The sequence below is a fragment of the Maribacter forsetii DSM 18668 genome, from assembly GCF_000744105.1.
Classification (GTDB): Bacteria; Bacteroidota; Bacteroidia; order Flavobacteriales; family Flavobacteriaceae; genus Maribacter; species Maribacter forsetii.
Genome location: NZ_JQLH01000001.1, coordinates 2,583,297 through 2,605,549 on the forward strand (window position 1 = coordinate 2,583,297; position 22,253 = coordinate 2,605,549).

The following is a 22,253-nucleotide window of genomic DNA, read 5'->3' on the forward strand; positions in this document are numbered from 1 at the left end:
TTCAACTTAAGAAACTTTTTTAGGTTCTGAGTGAATTTTAAGCGGCATGAAATACATAAACACCAACATGATCAGAAAATATAATACGGCAAATATGGTATACGTATAATCACCGGCATCTGGAGAAATTGGTAATAATACCAAAGACATGTTCAACATAGATTGTATCACCAAAACACAAATTCCGCTTTTAGTTTTTGAATACACTATGGCACACATACCTGCTGCGCCCATCATATTCAAGAATAAGGGCCACACTGGTAGATCTTCTATAACCCCCACATTGATATAAACAGACGGCAACCACCATAAAGACCATACAAAACCAATAATCTGAGTTGCCAAAAACGGATTTATTTTCTTTGACAGTACACGCACGGCATACCCAATCCAGACCACCTCACCCAAGAATGCCCATGACAACAAGAACAAAGTGAATTTTAAAGTAGGTATATATAATTCGAACTGAAGAAAAGATATATCGTTATGGTATATGGCTTTGATCGATAAGGTGATGAGCCCTATGGTAAAAGCAAAGAGCAAACTAAATAAATACCATTTTGGGTGAATTTTCCACACAGCCATAGGTCTGAATAAATTCTTGATACCTTCATTGCCCTTGGTAATTTTCACTATGAATACTAACAAGAAAAACAGTGCATAAAACCTACCGTTGGTATATGGGAAAAACTCTATAAGCCCCCTACTCTTTGCAAAGGTTATAGCAAAATTCAACAATGGTGCCAGGGTTAAAAACACCCAGATTTCGTACTTTTTTAAAAAGTTGATCTTTTTTGTGGTCATCGGTATTCTCGTAGTTGTGGTTTGGTTATTTAGTTAAAATCTTATACTGAGTCTTTATACCAGATTCTATAGATTTATGGCGCCGAACACTTCAAAATCGGCTTCTTTTTGCACCCCTTCAATCACAGATTGATACCATAAGCTAAATCCTGTTTCTTCAAAAAGCTGCGTGTAGTTATGAGAGAATGACCGCTCTATTCCATAGGGTTGCGAGTTTGGATTTTTAGTAAAATCAACATCTACCCCTTTTGGCTCGATTGCTATGAAAATAATGTCTTTCAAATGGTTTAAATAGCTGAACAGTTGATTTAACTGTTGTTGTGTAAAATACTCTAAAACACCACCCGAAGTTAAAATGATCATATTGTCCGTTCCGTTTTTCCTAATCCATTCAGCACCATCGGAGGCTACAAAGTCAATATTTGGATATTGCTGGTATTTTTTTGTGTTAAATTCAATTTGATCAGAACTTAAATCTATACCAATGAATTTTTCTATTTGCGGAAACTGTCTACTCAAATACTCCAGAACCTCACCGTTACCTGTACCTATTTCTATCATGGTATGGTATTTTTCTGGACTGGCTTTAAGAAGCTTTTTAAGCATTTCAAATACAGGTAAGCAATGTGGCAAAAAGAAATCGTTTAATACACTCTCTTTCTCCGAAAAATATTTTCTGCCGGTTTGCTCCCAAAAGTTTTTATGATAGTCGGCAAGTAGATTGAAATCTTCATTTTTCTCCGCTTGTTTTAAAAGTGCTGCACGCATTAGCCGCTCATTTAAATTCAGTTCGTTACCTACATTAAAACTGATTCCTTTTTTTATTAGAGATTCAGCTTTTTTACGTTGCAACTGCATTAAAATTGCACCTGTAAATTCTTTAATTTGCTTTTTCATGTCATTTTTATGTTTTTAGGTCTATTGAATTACCTGTACTACACTACCACAGGTTAACATACCCCTATCAACATATGGGTTCCTAATTTCTTCATCAAGACTCAGCCATACTGCGCCTTGGTCGCTATTGGACATAGGACAACGTTGCACATACAAGCTCTCAATAGGTGATTTCAAATTCATGGCCATAGCTACAATATGTTCATTTAAGACTACTAAATGTTCTCTTTGTTGGTCTAGATGGTCACTTTTACCAATTGCCGAGAACATGGCTATACTTTGTTCCAAATGTTCTTTTTCAAGTGTACCCAAATCCTTTTTGGGTAATGATTCAAAAGCAGCTGCAGCTTTTTTGGCCAAAGAAGTAATTTGCTGGGGTTCACCAGAAACAAATGCATCTTTCATTTCCAAATAGGTATGCAAGGCCTTAGAAAAATCATCTTGAAAAGACTTTGAAAATTCCATCTCCATATGAGATGATGTTTCAGCTTTATTACTAGTAGCTTCCATCCCAGTATGATGTTCATGTCCGGTCATTACCCTACCTCCCATTTTGTTCATCATAGATTTCTTACCCTGTAACTGTGCAGCAGCATCAATGGTAAAAGTACCATTGGTAACAATTTCCTCTCCATGCTGTAAGCCGCTAGCAATACTTATGTTTTCACCATTTCTTCCGTTGATATTTACTTCCCGCATTTCAAAAATGGGTTGATCCACACTAGTTTTTACGTATACCAAAGACCGCTCCCCCGTCCACATTACAGCACTTGCAGGTACGGTTATAACATCCTCATTATGGTTGTTTTCACCAGAGATTTTACCGGTAACAAACATACCCGGTTTAAATAAATCATCTGTATTTTTAAGAATGGCCCTAACAATGACCGTACGGGTAGCATTACTTAAAATTGGGTCTACAAAAGATACTGTTGCCTCAAATTCTTTTGTAGCATAAGCATTTAAAACTACTTTTATTTTCTGCCCAACTTTTAAACTTGATATTTGATTTTCATAAGCATCGAATTCTGCCCAAACCGTAGTAAGGTTACTAACTTTTAATATAGGCTGGCCTTGTTTTACGTAGTCCCCTTCCCTAGCCGTAACCTCTGTAACGGTACCGGTTACCGTAGCATAGATCGGAAAATTGTCCTTAACCTTACCTGTAGTTTCAATTGCGGCAATTTGAGCATCGGATAATTTCCACAATTTCAATTTATTCCTCACCGCTTCATATAAAGCCGGTTGAGATTCTTTTAGGGTTGACGTAGTCAAAAGCTCTTGTTGTGCCGCGACCAAATTAGGGGAATAAATGGTTGCCAATAGCTGGCCTTTCTGTATCTTTTGCCCCTCATAATTCACATGTAAACGTTCTAAACGACCATCAAAATAACTGGCCTGTACCGCATTATTCTCATCATTGGGTACAATTTTACCGGAAAGTAAAATATTGTTATCCTCAGATGCACCAGCAACCGATCCTACTATCGCTGTTTGAATATTTGCCAAGGCAATGGCATTTTCGGTCATTTTAATTTCGTTGGCCGAAAGTCCGTCCGCACCTGTCTCCGCAGGTATCAAATCCATACCACATATGGGGCAATCGCCTGGTTCTGACTGCATGATCTGTGGATGCATAGAGCAGGTCCACATTTCACTGGATCCAACCTCTTCATGGTCATGATCATTGTGCACTTTTTCACCCGGGGCAGTAGAATTAGTGCCAAATATAAAATAGCCACAAAGTAACCCTACGAACACGGCGGCAACTAGGTAAAGAACATTTTTCTTCATACTTATTTTTCGTTTTCAAGGCGCTTGATCATCGCCTTCATTTCTTCGATTTCCCTTTTTTGTGCTTTGATAATATCATTGGCCAACTTTTTGACCTCTGGATCCTGAATATCTGCACGTTCACTGGTTAAAATTGCAATAGAATGATGCGGTATCATTGCCTTCATCCACAACACATCACCTACAATGGGCGCTTGTACCCTAACCAAGCCCAAAGCAGCTAAAAACAAAGCTATACTGCCAAAGATTATAACCATATTCTTCTTTCTGTTCTTATACATATTACGCATGGCAAAAAACATGATCAATGCCATGGTAGAAATACCCAAACAACTCATATAGAACCTTGTGAGACTAAAATAAACATGGTCTATAGCATAGGTATTTAAGTACATGCTGATGTACATGGCCACAAAGGATGCCACGAGCATCAATGCAAATTTTGTATAGTTATTATCACCCATTTCATTACTTACATTTTCTACTTTTTTCATTTTTTATATTTTTTATTATCATGTCTTTTAATGCCTGAGTAAGGAAGTGGTTAAGCACTAACCATTAACATATAACTCCACTTCCTACATCAGGACTTTAGTCTGTAGTATTTTTTAAACTCATCATAGTTTCAATTACAAATCTTTTCAACAATACTATTTAATTGATTTCCTTTTGCACTTTCCCACAGGTAAGCATTTTACTGCCGTAATACGGATTTTTAATATTATCGCTTTTACTCAACCAAGCACTACCATCATCATACATTGGACAAAACTGTTGATATAATGTGTTTTCTGTTCCTGTAAAGGCTACCATATTGGTTAAATCTTTACTTAAAATTTTAAAATACTCTCGCTGTTTTACTATATCAGCCTCTGAAATATGTTTAGATTGCTCCGTTGCATCTGCTATAATACTTGCTAATTTCTCTAGTTGATTTTCTGAATACTGTGACTGATCAAGACTACTTAAAGATTTAGCAAGTGTATTGCCTAAGGTTTTGGCTTTATCGTTGTCATCATCCACTAATGCATTTTTAAGATTAAAGTAATCTGAAAGAATAGTTTCTACCTTTACTTTTTCCGAAGCACTCATAGACATTTTTTTTGCATCATTCATTTCTATCTCTTCTAAGGAAACTTCGCTACCTTTTTTCTCATCTTTACAAGAGATTGTCACTATTATCATGGTTGTTAATGCAATCGTAGCTATACTTTTATTTACTGTTTTCATATTTTTATTTTTCATGTAGTTTTTTAATTTCTATTATTGAATTAGATAATTAAGAATTGATTGTTGGGTATAAAATGATTTTATTGATGCTATTTGATTCAACTCAAATTTGAGCTGTAGTTCCTGTATGTCCAACACATCATTAAAGTCAATTGTGCCGGTCTCGTAATTGGCAATTAGAATTTGCTCGGCATCTTTGGCCTGCGCTACATTTTTACCTTGAATGTTGTAGGCTATTCTAGCTTGGTTACGTTCTGATATCGCTTTTGCAAAAGCAGACTCCAATACATTAAGGCGACTGTTCTTTTGAAATTCTATTTCTTGTTTTCGTAATTCATTTTGCTTAGAAATAGATTTATACCTATGATTAAAAATGGGCACTGAAACTGAAACCATGGGCATTAAAATATCTTTACCATTGTCATCTAAGACCATATCGGTACGTTCGATAACCGGTAAATAATCTATACCAAACCCAATTGCAGGTGCACTTTCACGTTGGTTAAGCAATTCTGATTTTACAACAGACTCATAAAGTTTATCATATTTTAATAGTTCTGGGTTAAGGGCAAGTTTTTCTGTATCTATACCAAAATCCTCATTGGGAATTTCCAATAAGGCAACTATTTCCACAGCTGAATTTTCCTCTCTATTGCGTAAAATATTGAAGGCTGACCGTTCAGAAATAAAAGCTTCTTCTAGTATTTCTATTTGCTGTTGTAGCTCATTCTGGCGAATCTGTAATCGTAAAACATCTACCGCAGAAGCCTTTCCCACTTGTACCGAGGTTAATGCCAGGCGCTCATAGGTTTGTAATAGTTGAATATTTTGTTCAAGTATTCCTTGCTTTGAACGTATTAGAAATAACTCATAATATGATCGGGATACCGATAGCGCCAATTTTCTTTTTGCGATAACGATTTCCACATACTCAGAATCTGCCATTGAGGTAGCGTAATTTTCACGGGCGGTAATTGTACCAAACCATGGCAACATTTGTTTTACCCCTATCCTTGCACGTTGTGCGCCAACCCTAGTTTCCGGTTCACTTACAAAATAGCCGGCACTTATTTCCGTATTAGGAATCCAAGCCGCCTCATTTACTTTTTCATCCGCAATTTGATATCTTAATTCCAGAGATTGAATCTCAGGATTATTTTCAACCGCTTCTTCTATATACTTTTGAACATGTTGTGCTTTTACGGAAAGAACAACAAACCAAAAACAGAGATTTAGAATACTATTTTTCATCTATTTAATTTTTTAAGTTGATATTCTTTTTTCCAGCTATAGAGAACAGGAACCAAGAAATAAGATGTGATATCTATGATCATTCCTCCAAATATGGGAATAGCCATCGGCATCATAATATCACTTCCCTTTCCCGTAGATGTTAGTACAGGCAGTAGTGCCAATATGGTAGTTACGGTAGTCATTAAACAAGGACGAATACGTTTACCTGCAGCTTCTAAAGTTGCTACTCGAACTCCTGTTTTATCTGTAGGGTTTTCCCTATCGAATGTTTGGGTGAGATAGGTAGCCATAACTACACCGTCATCTGTAGCAATACCGAACAAGGCAATAAAACCAACCCAGACAGCTACACTTAGGTTAATGGTCTTCATATTAAAAAGTGTCCGTAGATTTTCTCCGAATAAACTAAAATTAAAAAACCAATCTTGTCCATATAACCAGATCATGATAAAACCACCTGCAAAGGCAACAGAGATGCCTGTAAACACCATTAATGATGTGGCTACCGATTTAAACTGAAAATATAATATCAAGAAAATAATTAACAGTGCCATAGGCACTACTATTGAAAGTGTTTTCTCTGCCCTTAGTTGATTCTCATAGGTTCCGGTAAAGCGATAGCTGACACCCTGAGGAACTATCAAACTACCGTTTTCAATTTTTTGCTCAATTCGAGCTTGTGCACTTTCTACAACATTAACTTCAGCAAAACCATCCAATTTATCAAACAAGACATAACCTATTAAAAAAGTGTCTTCACTTTTAATAACCTGTGGTCCTTGTTCATATCTTATATCTACAAGATCACCCAAAGGCACTTGTGTTCCATTATTTATTGGGACATAAATATTTTTCAAATCTTCTGGGTTCGCCCTTAATTCTCTAGGGTAGCGAACTCTTACACCGTAACGTTCCCTGCCTTCTACCGTTTGCGTAAGAGACATACCACCAACTGCTACTTGAAGAACCTCTTGCACATCCATTATTGTTAATCCATAACGGGCTAATTGCTTTCTTTTAATGTCAATAAGTAGATATGGCTTACCAACGATACGATCTGCAAAAACAGCTTGTTTCTTAACCCCTTCAACCTCCTTTAGAATGGCTTCCAATTGAATTCCGAAATCTTCAATAGTTTTTAAATCAGGTCCTTTAACTTTAATGCCCATAGGAGCTCGCATACCGGTCTGCAACATTACAAGTCTAGTTTCAATAGGTTGTAATTTTGGAGCAGATGTAACCCCTGGGAATTTGGTTACCCTAACTATTTCATTCCAAATATCATCTGGAGTATTAATTTCTGGTCGCCAGTTTCGATAATATTCTCCATCGTCATCAGCAATTAAATCCCTAATAGTGGCTATTGTTTTTAATATTGAAGCCTCATAATTTACATCATCATTTATATCATTATTAGGGTTAATAATGTACATATCATTCTTAAGAACAAACAATCCATCATCGTTTACCTTGTAGCGTTGCCTTTCTCCGTTACTATTTCTCATGTATTCAGACTTATACTGAATCATGTTTTCATACATAGATAAAGGAGCTGGGTCAAGTGCAGATTCTGTTCTACCAGATTTACCAACTACGGTCTCTATTTCTGGAATACTGGCAACTGCCATATCTAGTTGTTGTAGTACACGCTTATTTTCTTCAACACCAGCATGTGGTAAAGAAGTTGGCATTAAAAGAAAGGAGCCTTCATTAAGAGCAGGCATAAATTCTTTTCCAGTATTTCTCATAATGAGAACGCCCAGTATTAAAACAACCGTAGGTATTGTTAGAAACAGAAGTCGGTTCTCTAAAGCCCAACGAAGAATTTGGTCATAATACCTTCTAAAAACTATAAATACACCCAATAGACCGAAGCAAATAATTGAAACAAAAATCAAATTCATGATAATGCTACGATTAAACCCAAGTGGTCTCCAGTATTCTGCAAGTAAGACTACAATTGCTATAGTTGATATTATGATGTTTATCAAATTCCCTTGTTTCGAAGAGATAAAAGAACTGATTTTAAAAAAAGCCACAGCACCAAAAGCAACTAACAATAAGCCCAACCAATAGCCATAAAAAATGGCAATAGAACCTAGAATTATTAATAAACCATTAATAAAATATGTAGTCCCTATTTTTAAATTTCTCTTTCTAAAAAGAAAAGCGGCGATTGGGGGTATTAAGAAAAGTGCAATTACCAAAGATGCCGTTAATGCCATGGTTTTGGTAAATGCTAGCGGACGAAAAAGTTTACCTTCTGCACCAATCATTGTAAAAACAGGTAAAAAACTAATAATCGTAGTTAAAACAGCTGTTAATATTGCCCCAGAGACCTCGGCTGTTGCGTTGTATATAATTTCATTGGTTGTATATTCTACACCATTTTCTTGAAAACGCAGTTTCTCATCTTCTAGATGCCGAATCATATTCTCTGCGAGTATTACCCCAACATCTACCATAGTACCTATGGCGATTGCAATTCCAGATAATGCGACAATATTAGCGTCTACATTAAATAGTTTCATGGCAATAAAAACCATCAATACCGCCACCGGCAATAAACCCGAAATAAGTATAGATGCACGTAGATTGAATACCATGACTATAATTACAAGAATAGTAATAAGAATTTCTAGCGTAAGCGCTTCGTTTAACGTATGTAAGGTTTCTTGAATAAGCTCTGTACGGTCATAAAAAGGAACTATGGTTAACTGGGATGTTCTCCCATCAGCTAATACTTTTGAAGGTAAACCCGGTGCAATTTCTTTGATTTGTTCCTTAATATTATTAATTACCTCTAAGGGGTTAGCACCATATCTGGCAACCACTACACCACCTACAACTTCTGAACCTTCTTTATCCAAAATCCCCCTTCTTGCTTGGGGACCTAAATGAACATTTGCAATATCCTTGATATGAATCGAAGTATAATCATTTGAAGTTACCACCGCATCTTCTAAATCTGAAATAGATTTCACATAACCTAAGCCACGAACCAAATATTCCGCTTGATTCATTTCTAGAGTCTGTACCCCAATATCTTGATTAGACTCCTTAACAGCCTTAACGACATCGCCTAAGCCAATACCATATTGACGCATTTTCTCAGGCTCAATATCTATTTGATATTCTTGTACATACCCGCCAATGGAAGCTACTTCAGAAACACCACCCGCAGAAGCCAACCCATACTTTACATAGTAATCTTGAATGCTTCTAAGCTCTTGTAAGTCCCATCCTCCAGTTACATTACCATCCTTATCTCGACCTTCTAAAGTGTACCAATAAATTTGCCCTAATCCTGTAGCGTCCGGTCCTAATGTGGGGTTTACACCATCGGGAAGCAAACCACTTGGCAACGAATTTATTTTTTCTAGAATGCGGCTTCGAGTCCAGTAAAATTCAACATCTTCCTCGAAAATGATATAAATACTAGAAAAGCCAAACATAGATGAACTACGAATAGTTTTAACACCAGGTATTCCCAAAAGGGTGGTTGTTAAAGGATAGGTGATTTGGTCTTCTATATCTTGCGGAGACCTACCAGCCCATTTGCTAAAAACTATTTGTTGGTTTTCTCCTATATCTGGTATGGCGTCTACAGCAACCGGATTAGACGGTAGAATACCGGTATTCCAATTAAAAGGTGTGCTTACAATCCCCCAACAAACAAAAAGTGAGAATAACAGTATAGCCACTAATTTATTTTCTATGAGAAACTTAATGCTCTTATTTAGCATATATCATTGTTATTAAATAGTGAATGAAAAGTTTTGGCGTTAAAAATTAAAACAACAAAACATGCCCAAAACAGATAACCTGCTGGGCTCAATTTCCGATAGAGATCGGAACTATCTAATAAATCAAATTAAAAATGACTGGTGCAGCACTTGCACATCCTGTTTGACAAACGGAGGCGCATAATCTTTAAAAGAAATCTTGGTAGAGTTTATTCCTTTAAAAAGATTTAAATAAGAATATGTAAAAGAAGCAATTAATATCTGTTGATCAAAAGAAAGCTGATCAAACGAAACTTTCATGTTATCTGTACCTTCCACAATTAATTGTGTGTCTGTACAACAAGACTTTTGCGTAATATCTAAATTATCACAATCTGTCTTCACTTTTTCCATGCCGCATGACTTAACCTGATCAACGATTGAAAAATCTACCAACATATCGCCACAATAGTGCATATCTACACTGAATGACATAGTAGTCAAAAGAACTACAGCCGCCATTAAAACAGATACAAATTTGTGAACTAACTTCTTCATTTAGTGCAATATTAATAATTAAAACAATACGGCCTGTACTATTTTAACAATTCAATTATACTAATTTGTAATAATTAACTAAGCTTTAAAGTTTGTTTTTTCGAAAAACGCTTAAATATTGAATTATTAAAATAATTCTATGAACATTTGTTATGAACATTTTTTTTATTGATTCTTCCTTATAACCTGTGAAATATAACATATTATAGTATTATGAACATACTACATTAAATACTTGTAAAATAGAATTTTTAAGACCCCTGTATTATGTACATATTTCATCACAATTGTCAACATTCAAAAACTTAAGTTATTTTGGCATAAACTTATTATGATCAGACTTATCGAAATCTTTTTGTGTCCCAGATTTCAGTTCATCTAGCTTTGCTTTTTCTTCTGCAGCTTTAATCATTTCTGGAATTTCTTGTTCTTCACTTGCCCAAAATTTCCACCAAGGTTTAGATTTCTTGGTCGTCACCGGTGCTTTTTTATTTACAGCAACTGGTTCTATTTTCTTAATGGTTTCTTTGACAATTTCTTTTGGTTCATTTATTGGCTTGGGTTCAATTGATATAGCTGTCGCTGTTGGAGCTATTAGTATACCATCATGCAGAAACTTAAATTGTACTTTACTTGATGCCAATGCCTGAGAAATAGTTTGTAGCATTTCGTTCTTCTCAATCTGCTCTATGATAGAATTGCATTTATTAATCAAAGTTTCATCTTTAACAATAGCCTTACTTAATTTAAAGGTTATTTCACCGCCAAAAGATTTACGTTGCAATATCATAAGCATAACCTGCTGAAACGATGTATTTATATCAGTAACCAGTTCTTCTATCTTCTTACTTTTTAGTTCAATACCATAGTTTTGCGCCTTATTCTCAGAAATCACAAAATTTTCATCAGATTTATTTTCTGGTAATTTCTCTCCTCCCATGGCAACCACTTCCCCATTTTGGACCAAAAATACTTTATCTGAAATGGGGTTTTGCTGAGGATTCTCAAAGTACTGTTTTACGACCACTGGTAGCTTTAAACGCATCTCTGAATTAGAATCAATAGCCATCAACACACCCTTAAAAGGTATACCAACCATTAGCGTATCGCACTTCAGCTCTGCCGCAATCTTGATCATGAAATCCTTATCCAATATCTTTTCACTGGTGTATTCATTGCCTTCGGCAAATAGTATTTTTGACCCCTCTGCATCTGTTATTTGATAGCCTACATCTATTGCTTTTAAATTCGCAAGCGCCTCTTTCTTTATTCCCGGAAATCTATTATACAAATCTGACTCATCCGAAGCACTTTCATACACCATGGCATTACCGCGATCTTTTCCATAAGCCACCACAGGAGCTATACTGTCATTAAATAAAAATTCTTTAAACTGTAGTTTTTCATCTTTACGGTAATCAGCTGTTTTTAAGATAGGTAATAAAGTTTCCATTAAAAAGTCATTTAATATTGTGGTTATATATACAACTTTTGTATACACGTTTTAGTGTACCAACTCCCCAATTTCAAATACTTTGTCACTACCCTATTACATCTTAAATAACTGGCACACAACAAATAGGCACAAAAAAACCGCTCATTACTGAGCGGTTTTTTTGTTTTTATGCGATTGTTCTATCTATTTAAAAAATACTTTGCCACTTCTAGTTCTAGGGCGTAACATTCCTCAATTTGGCGTTCTACATCAGTCATACTTTTCTTAATAGAAATATTATTCATTTTTAAAATAGTTAACAATGAATCTGTCTTAGTAGCCGCAAGGTTTATGTTTGTTTTTAAACTTTCTTTTTTCTCAAAACCGCTATGGGTTTGGGGCTCAAATAAATAAGATTCCAATTTTAAAAGTAATTGTGTTACCGACTTTCTTTTACGTTCTAACTCGGTCACTTTCACCACATTTTTATTACTTTTTGAATTCTTCATAAGCCAATATATTTTATATAAAACGAAGCATAATTGAAATGATTGTATTCATAAAAGCTAAACTTATCATAAGATTATATAACAAAAAAACCGCTCATTAATGAACGGTTTTATCTTTTAACACCTAGCTTCTATTAGAATAGACCCTTAGCCTTGTTAAGTATACTACCGGCATCACCGCCAACTAATCCACTAAGACTTTCTAAACTAAAAGCGGAATCTGAAGCTTCATTTGATAAAAACTTTTCTTTAAGGCTATTTACCAGATTTGGTGCAACATTACTTGCCTCTGCTTGTGCCTCTTCAGTATTCATCCCTTTATTTTCCAAAATTTCAGCTAGTTTGCCTTTCAAATTTTGAACGATACCACTGTCTTCAGTTGCATTTCCGTCATTTGAGAACAGGCTAGTTACCGCGCTTAAATCTCCAGAGCTTACTTTTTCCATAAGTAAGTTAATAAGAGAAGAAGCACCCTCTTCTGCAGCGCCACTGGTTGCTTCAGAATTTAAAGAATTTGCGCTCATTGTTTCTTGCAATTTTTCAATTGCCATTTGCTTTAATTGATCTAACATAGTGTTTATAATATATATAGTTAATAATGGTATTACTTTTCGCTAACAAGGCGCTACATTGCTGCATTTACCTTGAGATTTCTATAATGATAGTAGACATTTAAATGAAACGTTTGTCTTGTACCGCATTTGGGTTTTTACCAAATAAAAAGTCCGTCATTGCTGACGGACTTTTTGAAGTTTATTCTATAACTCTAACGTTAACTGCGTTTAAACCTTTTTTTCCTTGGGTTAGTTCGAATTCTACTTCATCGCCTTCGCGAATCTCGTCAACTAATCCTGAAATGTGAACGAAATGATCGTTCGTTGAACCTTCTTCTTTAATAAAGCCGTAGCCTTTTTCATCATTGAAGAATTTAACTGTTCCTGTACTCATAAATGTAATATAATTTGATATTAATAATTACTAGAATAGATGCAACTATGATGCCAAAATTAATAATCTAATTTAATTTTACTTTTTAGTATGACCTTCAGATGTGGTAACTTATACAACGGTCAACATAGAAAACTTAAGGTTAGAACCCTTATGAAATAACCTTTTGTTAAGGAATTTCAAAAAAATTAGGATCAATTAAATAAATGCTTTATTTTAGTATCGTAAAATAATAAACGTGACGACCAAACCAAATTTTGTTCTACTTTCTGAAAACAACACCTACTACGTAGAATACCTTATTGGGCATCTTGTTTTAGCGAACAGCATTACAGAAGCCGTTATTTTTGAATCGCAATCTCACGCCATTAAATTTCAAAAATATCTGTATAAGAATTGTAGTGTTCGGTTTTCTGTAAACACATTCATTGCCTAATTTATTTACTACATAACATCTTAATGGTTAAATGCTTCTTAAGATGTATCAATAGTATTGCTTCAAGCACTATCTTCCCTCAAAAATTTATATAATGAAATATCTAGTTCTATTTTTTCTTGCAACCACTATGGTTTCATGCTTGTCATCAGATGATAAAACGCCTACGGTTGTTGAACCTATTGATTATACCGCTATTAATGAAGAGGAAATCAATGCATATTTAGTTGTAAACGAACTAGAATCACAAACCACAGCATCTGGCTTGCATTATATTATTGAAAATCAAGGTGACGGAGCGCAACCATCGGCTACATCAAATGTTACGGTCGCGTACAGAGGATATTTTTTAGATGGTACTGTTTTTGATCAAAGTACTGACGGATTATCAATTGGCCTTGATCAAGTAATCGCCGGGTGGACAGAAGGTATTCCCCTTTTCAATGAAGGCGGTAATGGCGTATTACTTATTCCTTCTCACTTAGCTTATGGTAGTTTTGATTTTAATGGTATACCTGGTGGTTCTGTATTAGTTTTTGATATCGAATTGATTTCGGTTAATTAAACGAAAACGCATCAATAGACATCTTTGCTGTACGTACTTGTGTAACTGAGCCCACTTGCTCTGTCCACGCAAAATAGAGGGTTTCTTCCACTATTTCCATTTGAGGAAATCCAGATTTACGGGAATCTGCCATTTCAGTAATTAATTGTTTCTTGGAAGTTGTGCCATCTTTATGTACAATCATAGCTTTGAACAATGCGGTTTTGTCATTGGCTTCCATCCAACTTACAACAGCTTGATCTTCATCCATCCATAACACATCTACCCGACCCATAATAGCGCCTTCCGCAACTATAATCGGTTTTGTAAATTCCGCGCCACCATCCGAAGAAAAAGCGATTTGTACTTTTTGTTTTTTTGATGCTCCGGTAAACCAAGCTACTACCAAACTATTACCAAGTGCATCTACTTTAGGTCCGTTGACCGGGCAGCCTTTTATCTGCCAATCATCTTCATGAATTACCTTGGGTGCAGTCCACTCCCCTTCCACTTGACGAACAATACTAATATCTCGAATTTCATTATCTGAGCGATCTCTATAGATTACAACAGGACCATTATCGGTTATTGCGGATGTTGTCTGGCAGCAATCGCAGGTTCGTGCATCCAACTCATATTCCTGCAATAGTTCTCCCGTTACAGAAACCACACCAGCTCTAAGTGTCATTGCTCCACGCTCCCCCACTTCATTTTCTTCGGTATTTCTACCATCTAGCCAATTCACAAAAAAGTTATTGTTATATGGCACAATGCTTACAAAGCCATGCTCCGTAGGTGTACCATCTGTATGTAAAGGCATGTCTGTTTTCCAAATAGTTGCACCTTTAGGCTTCACGTTTATCTTTATATCATATGAATAGGTGCCTTCGGTAGATTTTTTTAATATGTGAGACCATAAACTACCATTGTTTTCGGTAATCATAGGGTAATCTGCCCAATTCACGAACCAATCTGTACCACTCAGTACATTTTGCGCTATTTGCCACTCACCATCAATCAATTCTGAAAATCGCATGGTTGAAATAGTATCATTGGAAGTTTCTACCCAAGAAAGTAATGCTACATCTTTATTGGACATTAGGTGTGGTAATGCACTTGATGCCGCAGCGGGAGATTTTATTTCTTGCACCACAGCTACTGGCTCTTCGGGCTTTGGTATTTTTGAATCTTCCTTGCAAGCCATAAGCAAGCTAGCTACTACAAAAAGAACTACGGAACTACTATTTAATCGCATTACTGTACTGCTTTAAGTTTTTCAATCATTTCTGGACTATCCCATTTCAATCCGCCATCAAAACGTAATACCTTCTCCCCTGCCTCATTATATATAAAAGTTGCCGGAAGTGCACTTACATTTTCTTCTGCGTACATACCATTAAACTTTATAAATTCTAACTGAAATCCGCGTGCATCTTTAAACTTCACGATCTTTTCTATGGACTGATCAGATGCAAATAGAAAAACATAATTTTCATTAGCTAAAATGGCTTGGGCTTTTTCCATATCCGGCATTTCTTCTATACATGGTCTACACCAAGTTGCCCAATAATTTAGTAATACGCGCTTGCCCTTGTAATCGCTTAATTCTATAGGGTTACCCTTTATATCTTCATAAGTAGAAGTAGTCACTTTTTCTGAAACGGTTTCCTTTTTTTCAGGTTGGGGCTTCGTAGTTTTTTTCTCTTTACAACCCATGATCAAAATCGCGGTAGTAAGGAATATCAGTGTTCTTAAATGCATATTCAAATATACTATTTAGCACTATGAAACCTATAGGCTTAGAAACAAAAAAACCGCCTTATAGGCGGTTTTTCTTATAATGTGTAATACGTTTTACTGTACTTCAACCAATTCTAATTCAAAGGTTAAATCTTCACCTGCCAATGGGTGATTTGCATCTACAACGATATCATTTTCGTTTACTTCCGCAACACGTAATTGTCTTTCGCTACCATCTGCATTTGTTGCCATAAGTGCCATATCTACTTTTGGCTCCATATCTGCTGGTAAATCTGATTTTTGAACTGTTTGAAAAAGCTCTTTTTGCTTTTCACCGTATGCATCTTCTTTAGCGATAACGATAGTTTTCTTATCATTAACCTCCATATCAAGCAATCCTTTTTCAAAACCTGGTATTAAGCTACCTTGTCCTAATTTTACATCTAATGGCTCTCTACCAGCTGAACTATCAAATGTTTGACCGTTACTTAGTTTACCTGTGTAATGTACTTTTACTTGACTATCTGCTTTTACTTTACTCATACTATTAAATTCTACTATTTAACTTAATTGAAGTGCAAAGGTATTGTTCTTAATAGGGAATAACGAAGATTATGGTAAAACCTTCCGTTTTTGGGCTCTTCTTAACATTATCGCTAAAAAACAAGGGCAAATTACTAGTTTTGAACAGGTTATTGCTCTTCATTAATAGCATTTACACGACCGTTATACTGAATCGTATTTCTATTTGCCATGTTCACAGAAACTACACTAGACATATTTGGAAAGATATCTACATAAACCATATATCTATCAGACGAATTGTTTATCTGAAAGCTGATGGTATATTTTTGCTTATCGTTATTAAATTCTTGAATGTAATTACTTGGAGATCCGTTAAATTCAATTCCTGGAGTAACTCCATAGCCTCCACCAAATTGACGCTCACCAAAATAAGGCAAATTAGCCGATACACTATCACCTTCTATCTTTAAGAAATTACCGGTACCGTTTAAATCTATTCGAGAAACGGTATTACCCGGAGCAATGAGTCCGCTATTGGCTATTGCTGTCATACTTTGCGTAACCATTGGACTTGCAGAAGTAGCTGTAAATTCAATATTCTTCGATGTCACTAAAGCATGAATAGGATGCGAATCGCTAATAATCGTTTTTGACGACTTGCAACTGCATAAAATACAAAAAGCGATAAATAATAAAAATGGAGTTCTCATTAATACGATGTGTTCGTTCTCCTTTTACACTACGAAATCTATGCCAAAAGATTTGTTCTAATCCTCAAAATCTTCTTCTTCAAATTCAGTATTCACCAATACCGACTTCTTGAAGTTTAAGTTGCGCGACTCCTTATATAATGCCTTGATCATACGTTGACGTTTTCGGTCAGATATATTTAAGGTATCCAATCCCCTAATCTTTTGCTTCAACGCCTCTCTTTGCAACATTACCGCAGTTTCATAATTAGGTTCAAATTGAAACATTACCGGACCTTCGTCTTCTTCATTTGGTTTTGTAGTGGTAGAATCGTTAGATTGTGAGTACAACATAGTTGTACAGAAAAATGTGCAGCATATAGCAAGCCGCATAAAAATTTTCATATCAATTTCATTAATGTTCTACGTCTAAATTAGTAACATTTATTTTAAATGACACATTAACATGAATGTTATAGAGAAATAATATGGACTTTAACCAATTACCTAAGAAATAAGCATTTAAACGTGTTGTCTTATCCTAACCGGTTTTCTGAACTTTAGGGTATACTCCATAAAATCAAACTCAAGCTCAGAAGTTTCTCGTATATGAAAATTTACCATTTGGTATTGCTCTGGCAATATTTCTTTTGTGGTCTTTAAGTATTCTAACAATTTTCTATTCGCCTCTGAAAGTTTTGAAATCCTATTTTTTAAATATGCCTTGGTTTCAAACAACCCCATAGTACTGGGTTCATATAAATATGAATCTACCCTAATTTTAAAATGTTGAATGGTATTTTTACACCGTTCCAATTTACCTAAGCACGTAGATTTATCCTTTACATTTTCCATGGCAGTTGATTTAAATATGAAATTGTGGGAATTTTACTTCAAGATAAGAAAATAGAAGTATATTTAGGCTATGTTTGTGTAAGTTTAACTTTACTTTAAATTATATGTATTTTAGCTAACCTTTTAGAAACAAAAGGGTTATTAAAACTTAACTCAGGTTGTAATAAATATTAAGAATTTTTTAATTGTAATAGACTGCTGAAATGAGTACCTTAAACTAAACTTTTAGCCTATGAATATCAATTTTGAATACGACGATGTAAAAGCTAGCAACCGATTAGAGATAATGGCTGCTGAGAAATTAGAGAAATTATTGGATAAATTCGATTTTATCGTTCGATCAGATGTTTTCTTTAAAAAAGAGAATACCTCTTCCCCCGATTCAGGTATGGTATGTAACATACGCTTGAGTGCGCCAGGTCCTCGCCTATTTGCACAGTCGTCTTCAGATAGTTTTGAAGCAGCAATCGCTTCCTCTATAGAAGATTTAAAAAGACAATTGGAAAGAAGAAAAGCAAAAATGCAGTCTCATTAGACTGCATTTTTTTTATTGTTCCATACTATCTGTAGAATTAGTATGATTTGCAATTACCGACTGCACCCGTTCAGAAAACGGGTTCTTCTTTAATTCTTGAATTAAACGTTTTCTTCTTGCATCAGAAATATCAATAGTATCCAATATTTCTTTCATTCGATGTTGATATGCTATACGGCTCTGCCTTAACGCAATTCTTTCAGAAGCAGTTAATACATAATCTGACTCAAACTGATTTAATAGCATACGTTGTTTTACTCTGGTATCCGATTGCAGGGTATCTTGAGCTTGGACCTTTTGCACACCCAAATTTAGGCATAGCAAAAAACCACAAAAAAAGGTTAGTTTTTTCATTTTAATAGCTTGTTCTACTCGAAATTTAAGATAAAAAATCTACACTTATCTTGATTTTAAAATAAAGTTGCACTTCATCGGGTAATAAATGTCGTTTATCCTACAGAAAACAAATAATACAATTTTATCCTTCAAAATCAATTGATAATCAATATGTTGAAAATACTCACACGCCTTGTGAGCAACTATTATAGTTACAAAAGCAACTCTTATCGCTACATTATAATAGTGATAACATCATTTTATAACTTTCAATTTTTATGATTAAATTTTTACAGGATTACATTAATGACATGTACCTAACTGTTCGATATTTGTCATCTGATAAAAAATCTTTTATAAGTTGATTTAGATGTTTGAACATTTTTGAGAAATGGAATACGTAAAGTCAATTTTTAATACCTTTGCACCTTCAAAAATTACATATGATAGTCTGGATCGTCTTTATTGCCTTTGTTCTCATATTCCTTGCTTTGGATTTAGGTGTTTTTCACAAAGACGAACATGTCATAAAATCAAAGGAAGCCGGAATCTGGACCACTATTTTCGTAACTGTGGCTTTTGCCTTCAGTGGTGTAATCTATTGGGTTTTTGATGCTGAGATTGTTGCCAACCCAACAGGGTTGACTCCCAGTGACGCTGTTCTAAAATACATCACAGGATATCTAATTGAACTTTCTCTTAGTGTTGACAACGTTTTTGTAATAGCGGTGATATTCTCCTCTTTTAAAATTCCGGCATTATACCAGCACCGCGTGTTATTTTGGGGAATTTTAGGTGCTATTGTCTTTAGGGCTTTAATGATATTCTTTGGTGTGGCACTTATTACCAAATTTGAATGGATTATTTATGTATTTGGTGTATTCTTGCTTTACACAGCATTTAATATGTTAAAGGGTGATGATGATGATTTTGACCCAAAAGACTCATTTGTTTTTAAGCAGATAAAAAAAATATACCCGGTTACTACGACTATGCATGGTCATGATTTCTTTGTAAAAAGAATGGGACTTAATGCCGCTACTCCCCTATTTGTAGCCCTAATTGTTATTGAACTTACAGATATACTTTTTGCCTTGGATAGCATACCTGCAATTCTAGCCATTACTGCAGATCCTTTTATCGTATTTACATCTAATATATTGGCTATTTTAGGATTACGTTCTATGTACTTTTTAATTTCAAGAATGCTAGAGAAATTTAAGTATATCAACTACAGTTTGGTAGTCATTCTTGCTTTTGTAGGATTGAAGATGTTGTTCTCCCACTATATTCATTTACCTGAATGGGTTTCGCTTACCGTAATCTCAGTTTCTTTAGTAGCAGGAATACTAGCATCAGTATTAATTAAGGATAAAGAATAGATTTCCGTTAGAACTAACTAGTCTTATTTTTCCAATAGCTTGGCATCAATAATTGCCATAGCATCGTTTACCGTTTGCATTTTTTCCATGTCCTCATTTTCTAGACGGATGTCGAAAGTATCTTCTACATCTAACACAATATCGACAAGATTTGCAGAGTTGATATTTAAATCGTTCATGAAGTGACTTTCCTGTTCAATGTCAATGACCGCTACGTCTTCGGGAAGATAGATTTCAATAATCTCTTTCAGTTTTTGGTATTTTTGTTCTTTTAGCATATATAAGTTCAATTAAAAATACTATTTGGTATAATTATAGTTTTTATTATTCTTTGGTAAACGCCTTAAATATAACACAAGCATTTACATCTCCGAATCCGAAACTTGCTTTTGCAATTACTTTAGGAGCATGTTTTTTTGTTTCCCTTGGGATACAGGATTCTGATATCAACTTTGAAATCTCCGGATGAATATCTTCACAGTTTACATTCTTAAAAACTACCTGCTCTTTAAACTGTAATATGGATGCAACACTTTCAATACTACCAGCTGCAGCCAAACAATGACCCACCGAACCTTTAAATGAATTGATGTACGGAAAATCTTCATGTTCTCTGCCTAACGCTTTACTCCAATTTTCTATTTCTAGTCCGTCTTTAGATGTTGCGGTCAAATGTCCGTTAATAACATCTATATCAGATGCTTCAATTCCTGAATGGATTATGGCATTTCTAATACAACGTTGCACCGCCACACTATTTGGTGCGGTCATGGAACCTTGCCCAATTTGTCCGCCACTATTGATTTCTCCTCCCAATACTTCCGCATAGATATGGGCACCGCGCTTTTCTGCGCTTTCCAAGGACTCTAATACCAGTGCTCCTGCTCCACTACCAGGTATGAATCCGCCAGCTGTTGCGCTCATGGGTCTGCTTGCTTTTGTAGGGTTATCATTATAGCCTCTAGGCAGAATACGCATAGCATCAAAACCACCCCATACATACGGTCCACTATCACTACAACTACCTGTCAAGATAATTTCGGATTTCCCTTGACTAATACGGTCATAAGCCATTAGTATACCCTCGGTACCCGTGGTACATGCTGCGGAGTTCGTGGTAACTTGATTTCCGCTACCTAATAAGCCGCCTAAATAGGCACTTATGCCGCTTGCCATAGTCTGTATTACCGAAGTACTGCCAAGTCTGCGCACATTGCCCTCATCAATTAAATGAATGGCTTCCCTAAATTTATCAACTCCTAAAATGCCTGTTCCAAAAATGATTCCCTGGTCCCAACTTGGCTCATCTGTTGTATTTTTCTCTAATCCGGCATCTTTCCAAGCATCCATTCCGGCAATTACACCATACACGATTCCCGTTGCATTCAGCCCTCTGCGCTCTAAAGGCGTAAAGTAGTTATCAATGAGTTTATCTTTTACCAAAGGTTCTCCCGCTACTTGACAACCAAAACCAAGCTTCTCTAAATTTGGTTGATGCCGTAGTCCACTTTTACCATCTAGCAAAGCATTTGTAAAATCAGTAAGTCCCACACCATTTGGCGCACATACTCCCAAACCCGTAATTACAACGCGTCTATTCATTTGCTGTTCCTATCATGCCCGCTAAAACTCCTTTACAGACCAGTTTATCGTCTTCATTATACATTTTTACTTCACATTTTAATTTCTGAAATCTAAAGTAGACTAACTCCGAAACCACCCTAACACGTTCACCAGGAAAAACAGGTTGCAAAAATTCCATTTGTGAGCTACTCATACCTATTGCCATATTCCCTATCTCAGACTCTTTTCCTAATAGATACATACCCAAACATACCAAACCGATTTGTGCACAACATTCGGTCAAAATCACTCCCGGTGTAACAGGATTGTTTTTGAAATGACCTTTATAAAAATCTGCATCGGGTGAAAACCTATAAGTACCCTCAGCACCTTTATCATCTACATGCAAAATCTCATTTACAAAAAGAAATGGTTCCGTGTAAGGCAATCTATTCAATATCCAATTATAAGACTCTTTCATCAGCTGATAAATA

At 35.4% G+C, this 22,253-nt stretch carries 26 protein-coding genes; 4 read left to right on the forward strand and 22 right to left on the reverse strand.

All coding sequences use genetic code 11. The features are described 5' to 3' along the window. Positions 1-6: 6 nt before the first annotated feature. From P177_RS10940 to P177_RS10995, 12 genes are all read right to left on the reverse strand, one after another. Complete coding sequence (locus P177_RS10940; protein WP_036154694.1) at positions 7-804, reverse strand: CPBP family glutamic-type intramembrane protease; 798 nt, start codon at positions 802-804, stop codon at positions 7-9. 66 nt (positions 805-870) lie between these two features. Next, positions 871-1,701 carry a class I SAM-dependent methyltransferase gene (locus P177_RS10945; protein WP_036154696.1) on the reverse strand — a complete coding sequence of 277 codons (831 nt, stop codon included), beginning with the start codon at positions 1,699-1,701 and terminating at the stop codon, positions 871-873. Positions 1,702-1,722: 21 nt separating this feature from the next. After that, on the reverse strand, positions 1,723-3,495 hold the full coding sequence (locus P177_RS10950) for an efflux RND transporter periplasmic adaptor subunit (RefSeq protein ID WP_036154698.1): 1,773 nt from the start codon (positions 3,493-3,495) through the stop codon (positions 1,723-1,725). 2 nt (positions 3,496-3,497) lie between these two features. Continuing rightward, a complete protein-coding gene (locus tag P177_RS10955) occupies positions 3,498-3,989 on the reverse strand; it encodes a DUF305 domain-containing protein (protein WP_051941813.1) in 492 nt (163 codons plus the stop codon). A gap of 160 nt (positions 3,990-4,149) precedes the next feature. Next, positions 4,150-4,725, reverse strand: coding sequence for a DUF3347 domain-containing protein (locus P177_RS10960; protein WP_036158258.1), 576 nt, complete (start codon positions 4,723-4,725; stop codon positions 4,150-4,152). Between the two features lie 33 nt (positions 4,726-4,758). Continuing rightward, positions 4,759-5,976: a TolC family protein gene (locus P177_RS10965; RefSeq protein WP_036154700.1), complete on the reverse strand. Its 1,218-nt coding sequence runs from the start codon at positions 5,974-5,976 to the stop codon at positions 4,759-4,761. Then, entirely contained in the window at positions 5,973-9,725 is a 3,753-nt protein-coding gene (locus P177_RS10970) for an efflux RND transporter permease subunit (RefSeq protein ID WP_036154702.1), read from the reverse strand. Before P177_RS10970 ends, P177_RS10965 begins: the two co-directional genes overlap by 4 nt. Positions 9,726-9,848: 123 nt before the next feature. Then, positions 9,849-10,262 (reverse strand): HYC_CC_PP family protein, encoded by a 414-nt coding sequence (locus tag P177_RS10975; RefSeq protein ID WP_036154704.1) that lies wholly within the window; start codon positions 10,260-10,262, stop codon positions 9,849-9,851. 310 nt (positions 10,263-10,572) lie between these two features. Then, positions 10,573-11,715, reverse strand: a complete 1,143-nt coding sequence (locus tag P177_RS10980) for a DUF1444 family protein (RefSeq protein ID WP_036154706.1) — start codon at positions 11,713-11,715, stop codon at positions 10,573-10,575. A 182-nt stretch (positions 11,716-11,897) separates the two neighbouring features. Next, positions 11,898-12,206 (reverse strand): hypothetical protein, encoded by a 309-nt coding sequence (locus tag P177_RS10985; RefSeq protein WP_036154707.1) that lies wholly within the window; start codon positions 12,204-12,206, stop codon positions 11,898-11,900. Positions 12,207-12,340: 134 nt separating this feature from the next. Next, positions 12,341-12,778, reverse strand: coding sequence for a hypothetical protein (locus P177_RS10990; RefSeq protein ID WP_036154709.1), 438 nt, complete (start codon positions 12,776-12,778; stop codon positions 12,341-12,343). A 181-nt stretch (positions 12,779-12,959) separates the two neighbouring features. Beyond that, on the reverse strand, positions 12,960-13,154 hold the full coding sequence (locus P177_RS10995; RefSeq protein WP_036154711.1) for a cold-shock protein: 195 nt from the start codon (positions 13,152-13,154) through the stop codon (positions 12,960-12,962). A 238-nt stretch (positions 13,155-13,392) separates the two neighbouring features. Here P177_RS10995 and P177_RS19805 point away from each other — a divergent pair, with 238 nt between their 5' ends. Together P177_RS19805 and P177_RS11000 are read left to right on the forward strand one after the other, a co-directional pair. Beyond that, entirely contained in the window at positions 13,393-13,590 is a 198-nt protein-coding gene (locus tag P177_RS19805; RefSeq protein WP_084684675.1) for a hypothetical protein, read from the forward strand. 94 nt (positions 13,591-13,684) lie between these two features. Further along, positions 13,685-14,155, forward strand: coding sequence for an FKBP-type peptidyl-prolyl cis-trans isomerase (locus tag P177_RS11000; RefSeq protein WP_036154713.1), 471 nt, complete (start codon positions 13,685-13,687; stop codon positions 14,153-14,155). Here the strand turns inward: P177_RS11000 and P177_RS11005 are convergent. The 6 genes from P177_RS11005 to P177_RS11030 all read right to left on the reverse strand — a co-directional run bounded on the left by P177_RS11005 (position 14,148) and on the right by P177_RS11030 (position 17,943). Continuing rightward, on the reverse strand, positions 14,148-15,389 hold the full coding sequence (locus tag P177_RS11005; protein WP_036154715.1) for a hypothetical protein: 1,242 nt from the start codon (positions 15,387-15,389) through the stop codon (positions 14,148-14,150). The genes P177_RS11000 and P177_RS11005 overlap by 8 nt on opposite strands. Beyond that, complete coding sequence (locus P177_RS11010; protein WP_084684676.1) at positions 15,389-15,895, reverse strand: TlpA family protein disulfide reductase; 507 nt, start codon at positions 15,893-15,895, stop codon at positions 15,389-15,391. The genes P177_RS11005 and P177_RS11010 overlap by 1 nt, the downstream gene beginning before the upstream one ends. 93 nt (positions 15,896-15,988) lie before the next feature. After that, entirely contained in the window at positions 15,989-16,417 is a 429-nt protein-coding gene (locus tag P177_RS11015) for an FKBP-type peptidyl-prolyl cis-trans isomerase (protein WP_036154719.1), read from the reverse strand. A 149-nt stretch (positions 16,418-16,566) separates the two neighbouring features. Further along, a complete protein-coding gene (locus P177_RS11020; RefSeq protein WP_167333110.1) occupies positions 16,567-17,010 on the reverse strand; it encodes a DUF4251 domain-containing protein in 444 nt (147 codons plus the stop codon). Positions 17,011-17,166: 156 nt separating this feature from the next. Beyond that, complete coding sequence (locus P177_RS11025) at positions 17,167-17,442, reverse strand: hypothetical protein (RefSeq protein WP_036154721.1); 276 nt, start codon at positions 17,440-17,442, stop codon at positions 17,167-17,169. A gap of 168 nt (positions 17,443-17,610) precedes the next feature. Beyond that, positions 17,611-17,943, reverse strand: a complete 333-nt coding sequence (locus tag P177_RS11030) for a hypothetical protein (RefSeq protein WP_036154723.1) — start codon at positions 17,941-17,943, stop codon at positions 17,611-17,613. Between the two features lie 232 nt (positions 17,944-18,175). Here P177_RS11030 and hpf point away from each other — a divergent pair, with 232 nt between their 5' ends. Further along, the gene (gene hpf / locus P177_RS11035) at positions 18,176-18,478 is read left to right on the forward strand and encodes a ribosome hibernation-promoting factor, HPF/YfiA family (RefSeq protein ID WP_036154725.1); all 303 of its coding nucleotides are present in this window, start codon (positions 18,176-18,178) and stop codon (positions 18,476-18,478) included. 12 nt (positions 18,479-18,490) lie between these two features. Here hpf and P177_RS11040 read toward each other — a convergent pair whose 3' ends face one another. Next, entirely contained in the window at positions 18,491-18,781 is a 291-nt protein-coding gene (locus P177_RS11040; RefSeq protein ID WP_157486541.1) for a hypothetical protein, read from the reverse strand. A gap of 476 nt (positions 18,782-19,257) precedes the next feature. On the opposite strand from P177_RS11040, the gene P177_RS11045 reads away from it, so the two are divergent. Next, positions 19,258-20,196, forward strand: a complete 939-nt coding sequence (locus P177_RS11045; RefSeq protein ID WP_036154729.1) for a TerC/Alx family metal homeostasis membrane protein — start codon at positions 19,258-19,260, stop codon at positions 20,194-20,196. A 23-nt stretch (positions 20,197-20,219) separates the two neighbouring features. On the opposite strand, the gene P177_RS11050 is transcribed toward P177_RS11045, so the two are convergent. From P177_RS11050 to P177_RS11060, 3 genes are read right to left on the reverse strand one after another with little or no spacing between them, the layout of a single operon-like run. Next, positions 20,220-20,474 carry an acyl carrier protein gene (locus P177_RS11050; RefSeq protein ID WP_036154731.1) on the reverse strand — a complete coding sequence of 85 codons (255 nt, stop codon included), beginning with the start codon at positions 20,472-20,474 and terminating at the stop codon, positions 20,220-20,222. 46 nt (positions 20,475-20,520) lie between these two features. Further along, positions 20,521-21,798, reverse strand: coding sequence for a beta-ketoacyl-[acyl-carrier-protein] synthase family protein (locus P177_RS11055; RefSeq protein ID WP_036154733.1), 1,278 nt, complete (start codon positions 21,796-21,798; stop codon positions 20,521-20,523). Next, complete coding sequence (locus tag P177_RS11060) at positions 21,791-22,240, reverse strand: 3-hydroxyacyl-ACP dehydratase FabZ family protein (RefSeq protein WP_036154734.1); 450 nt, start codon at positions 22,238-22,240, stop codon at positions 21,791-21,793. Before P177_RS11060 ends, P177_RS11055 begins: the two co-directional genes overlap by 8 nt. Between the last annotated feature and the right edge of the window lie 13 nt (positions 22,241-22,253).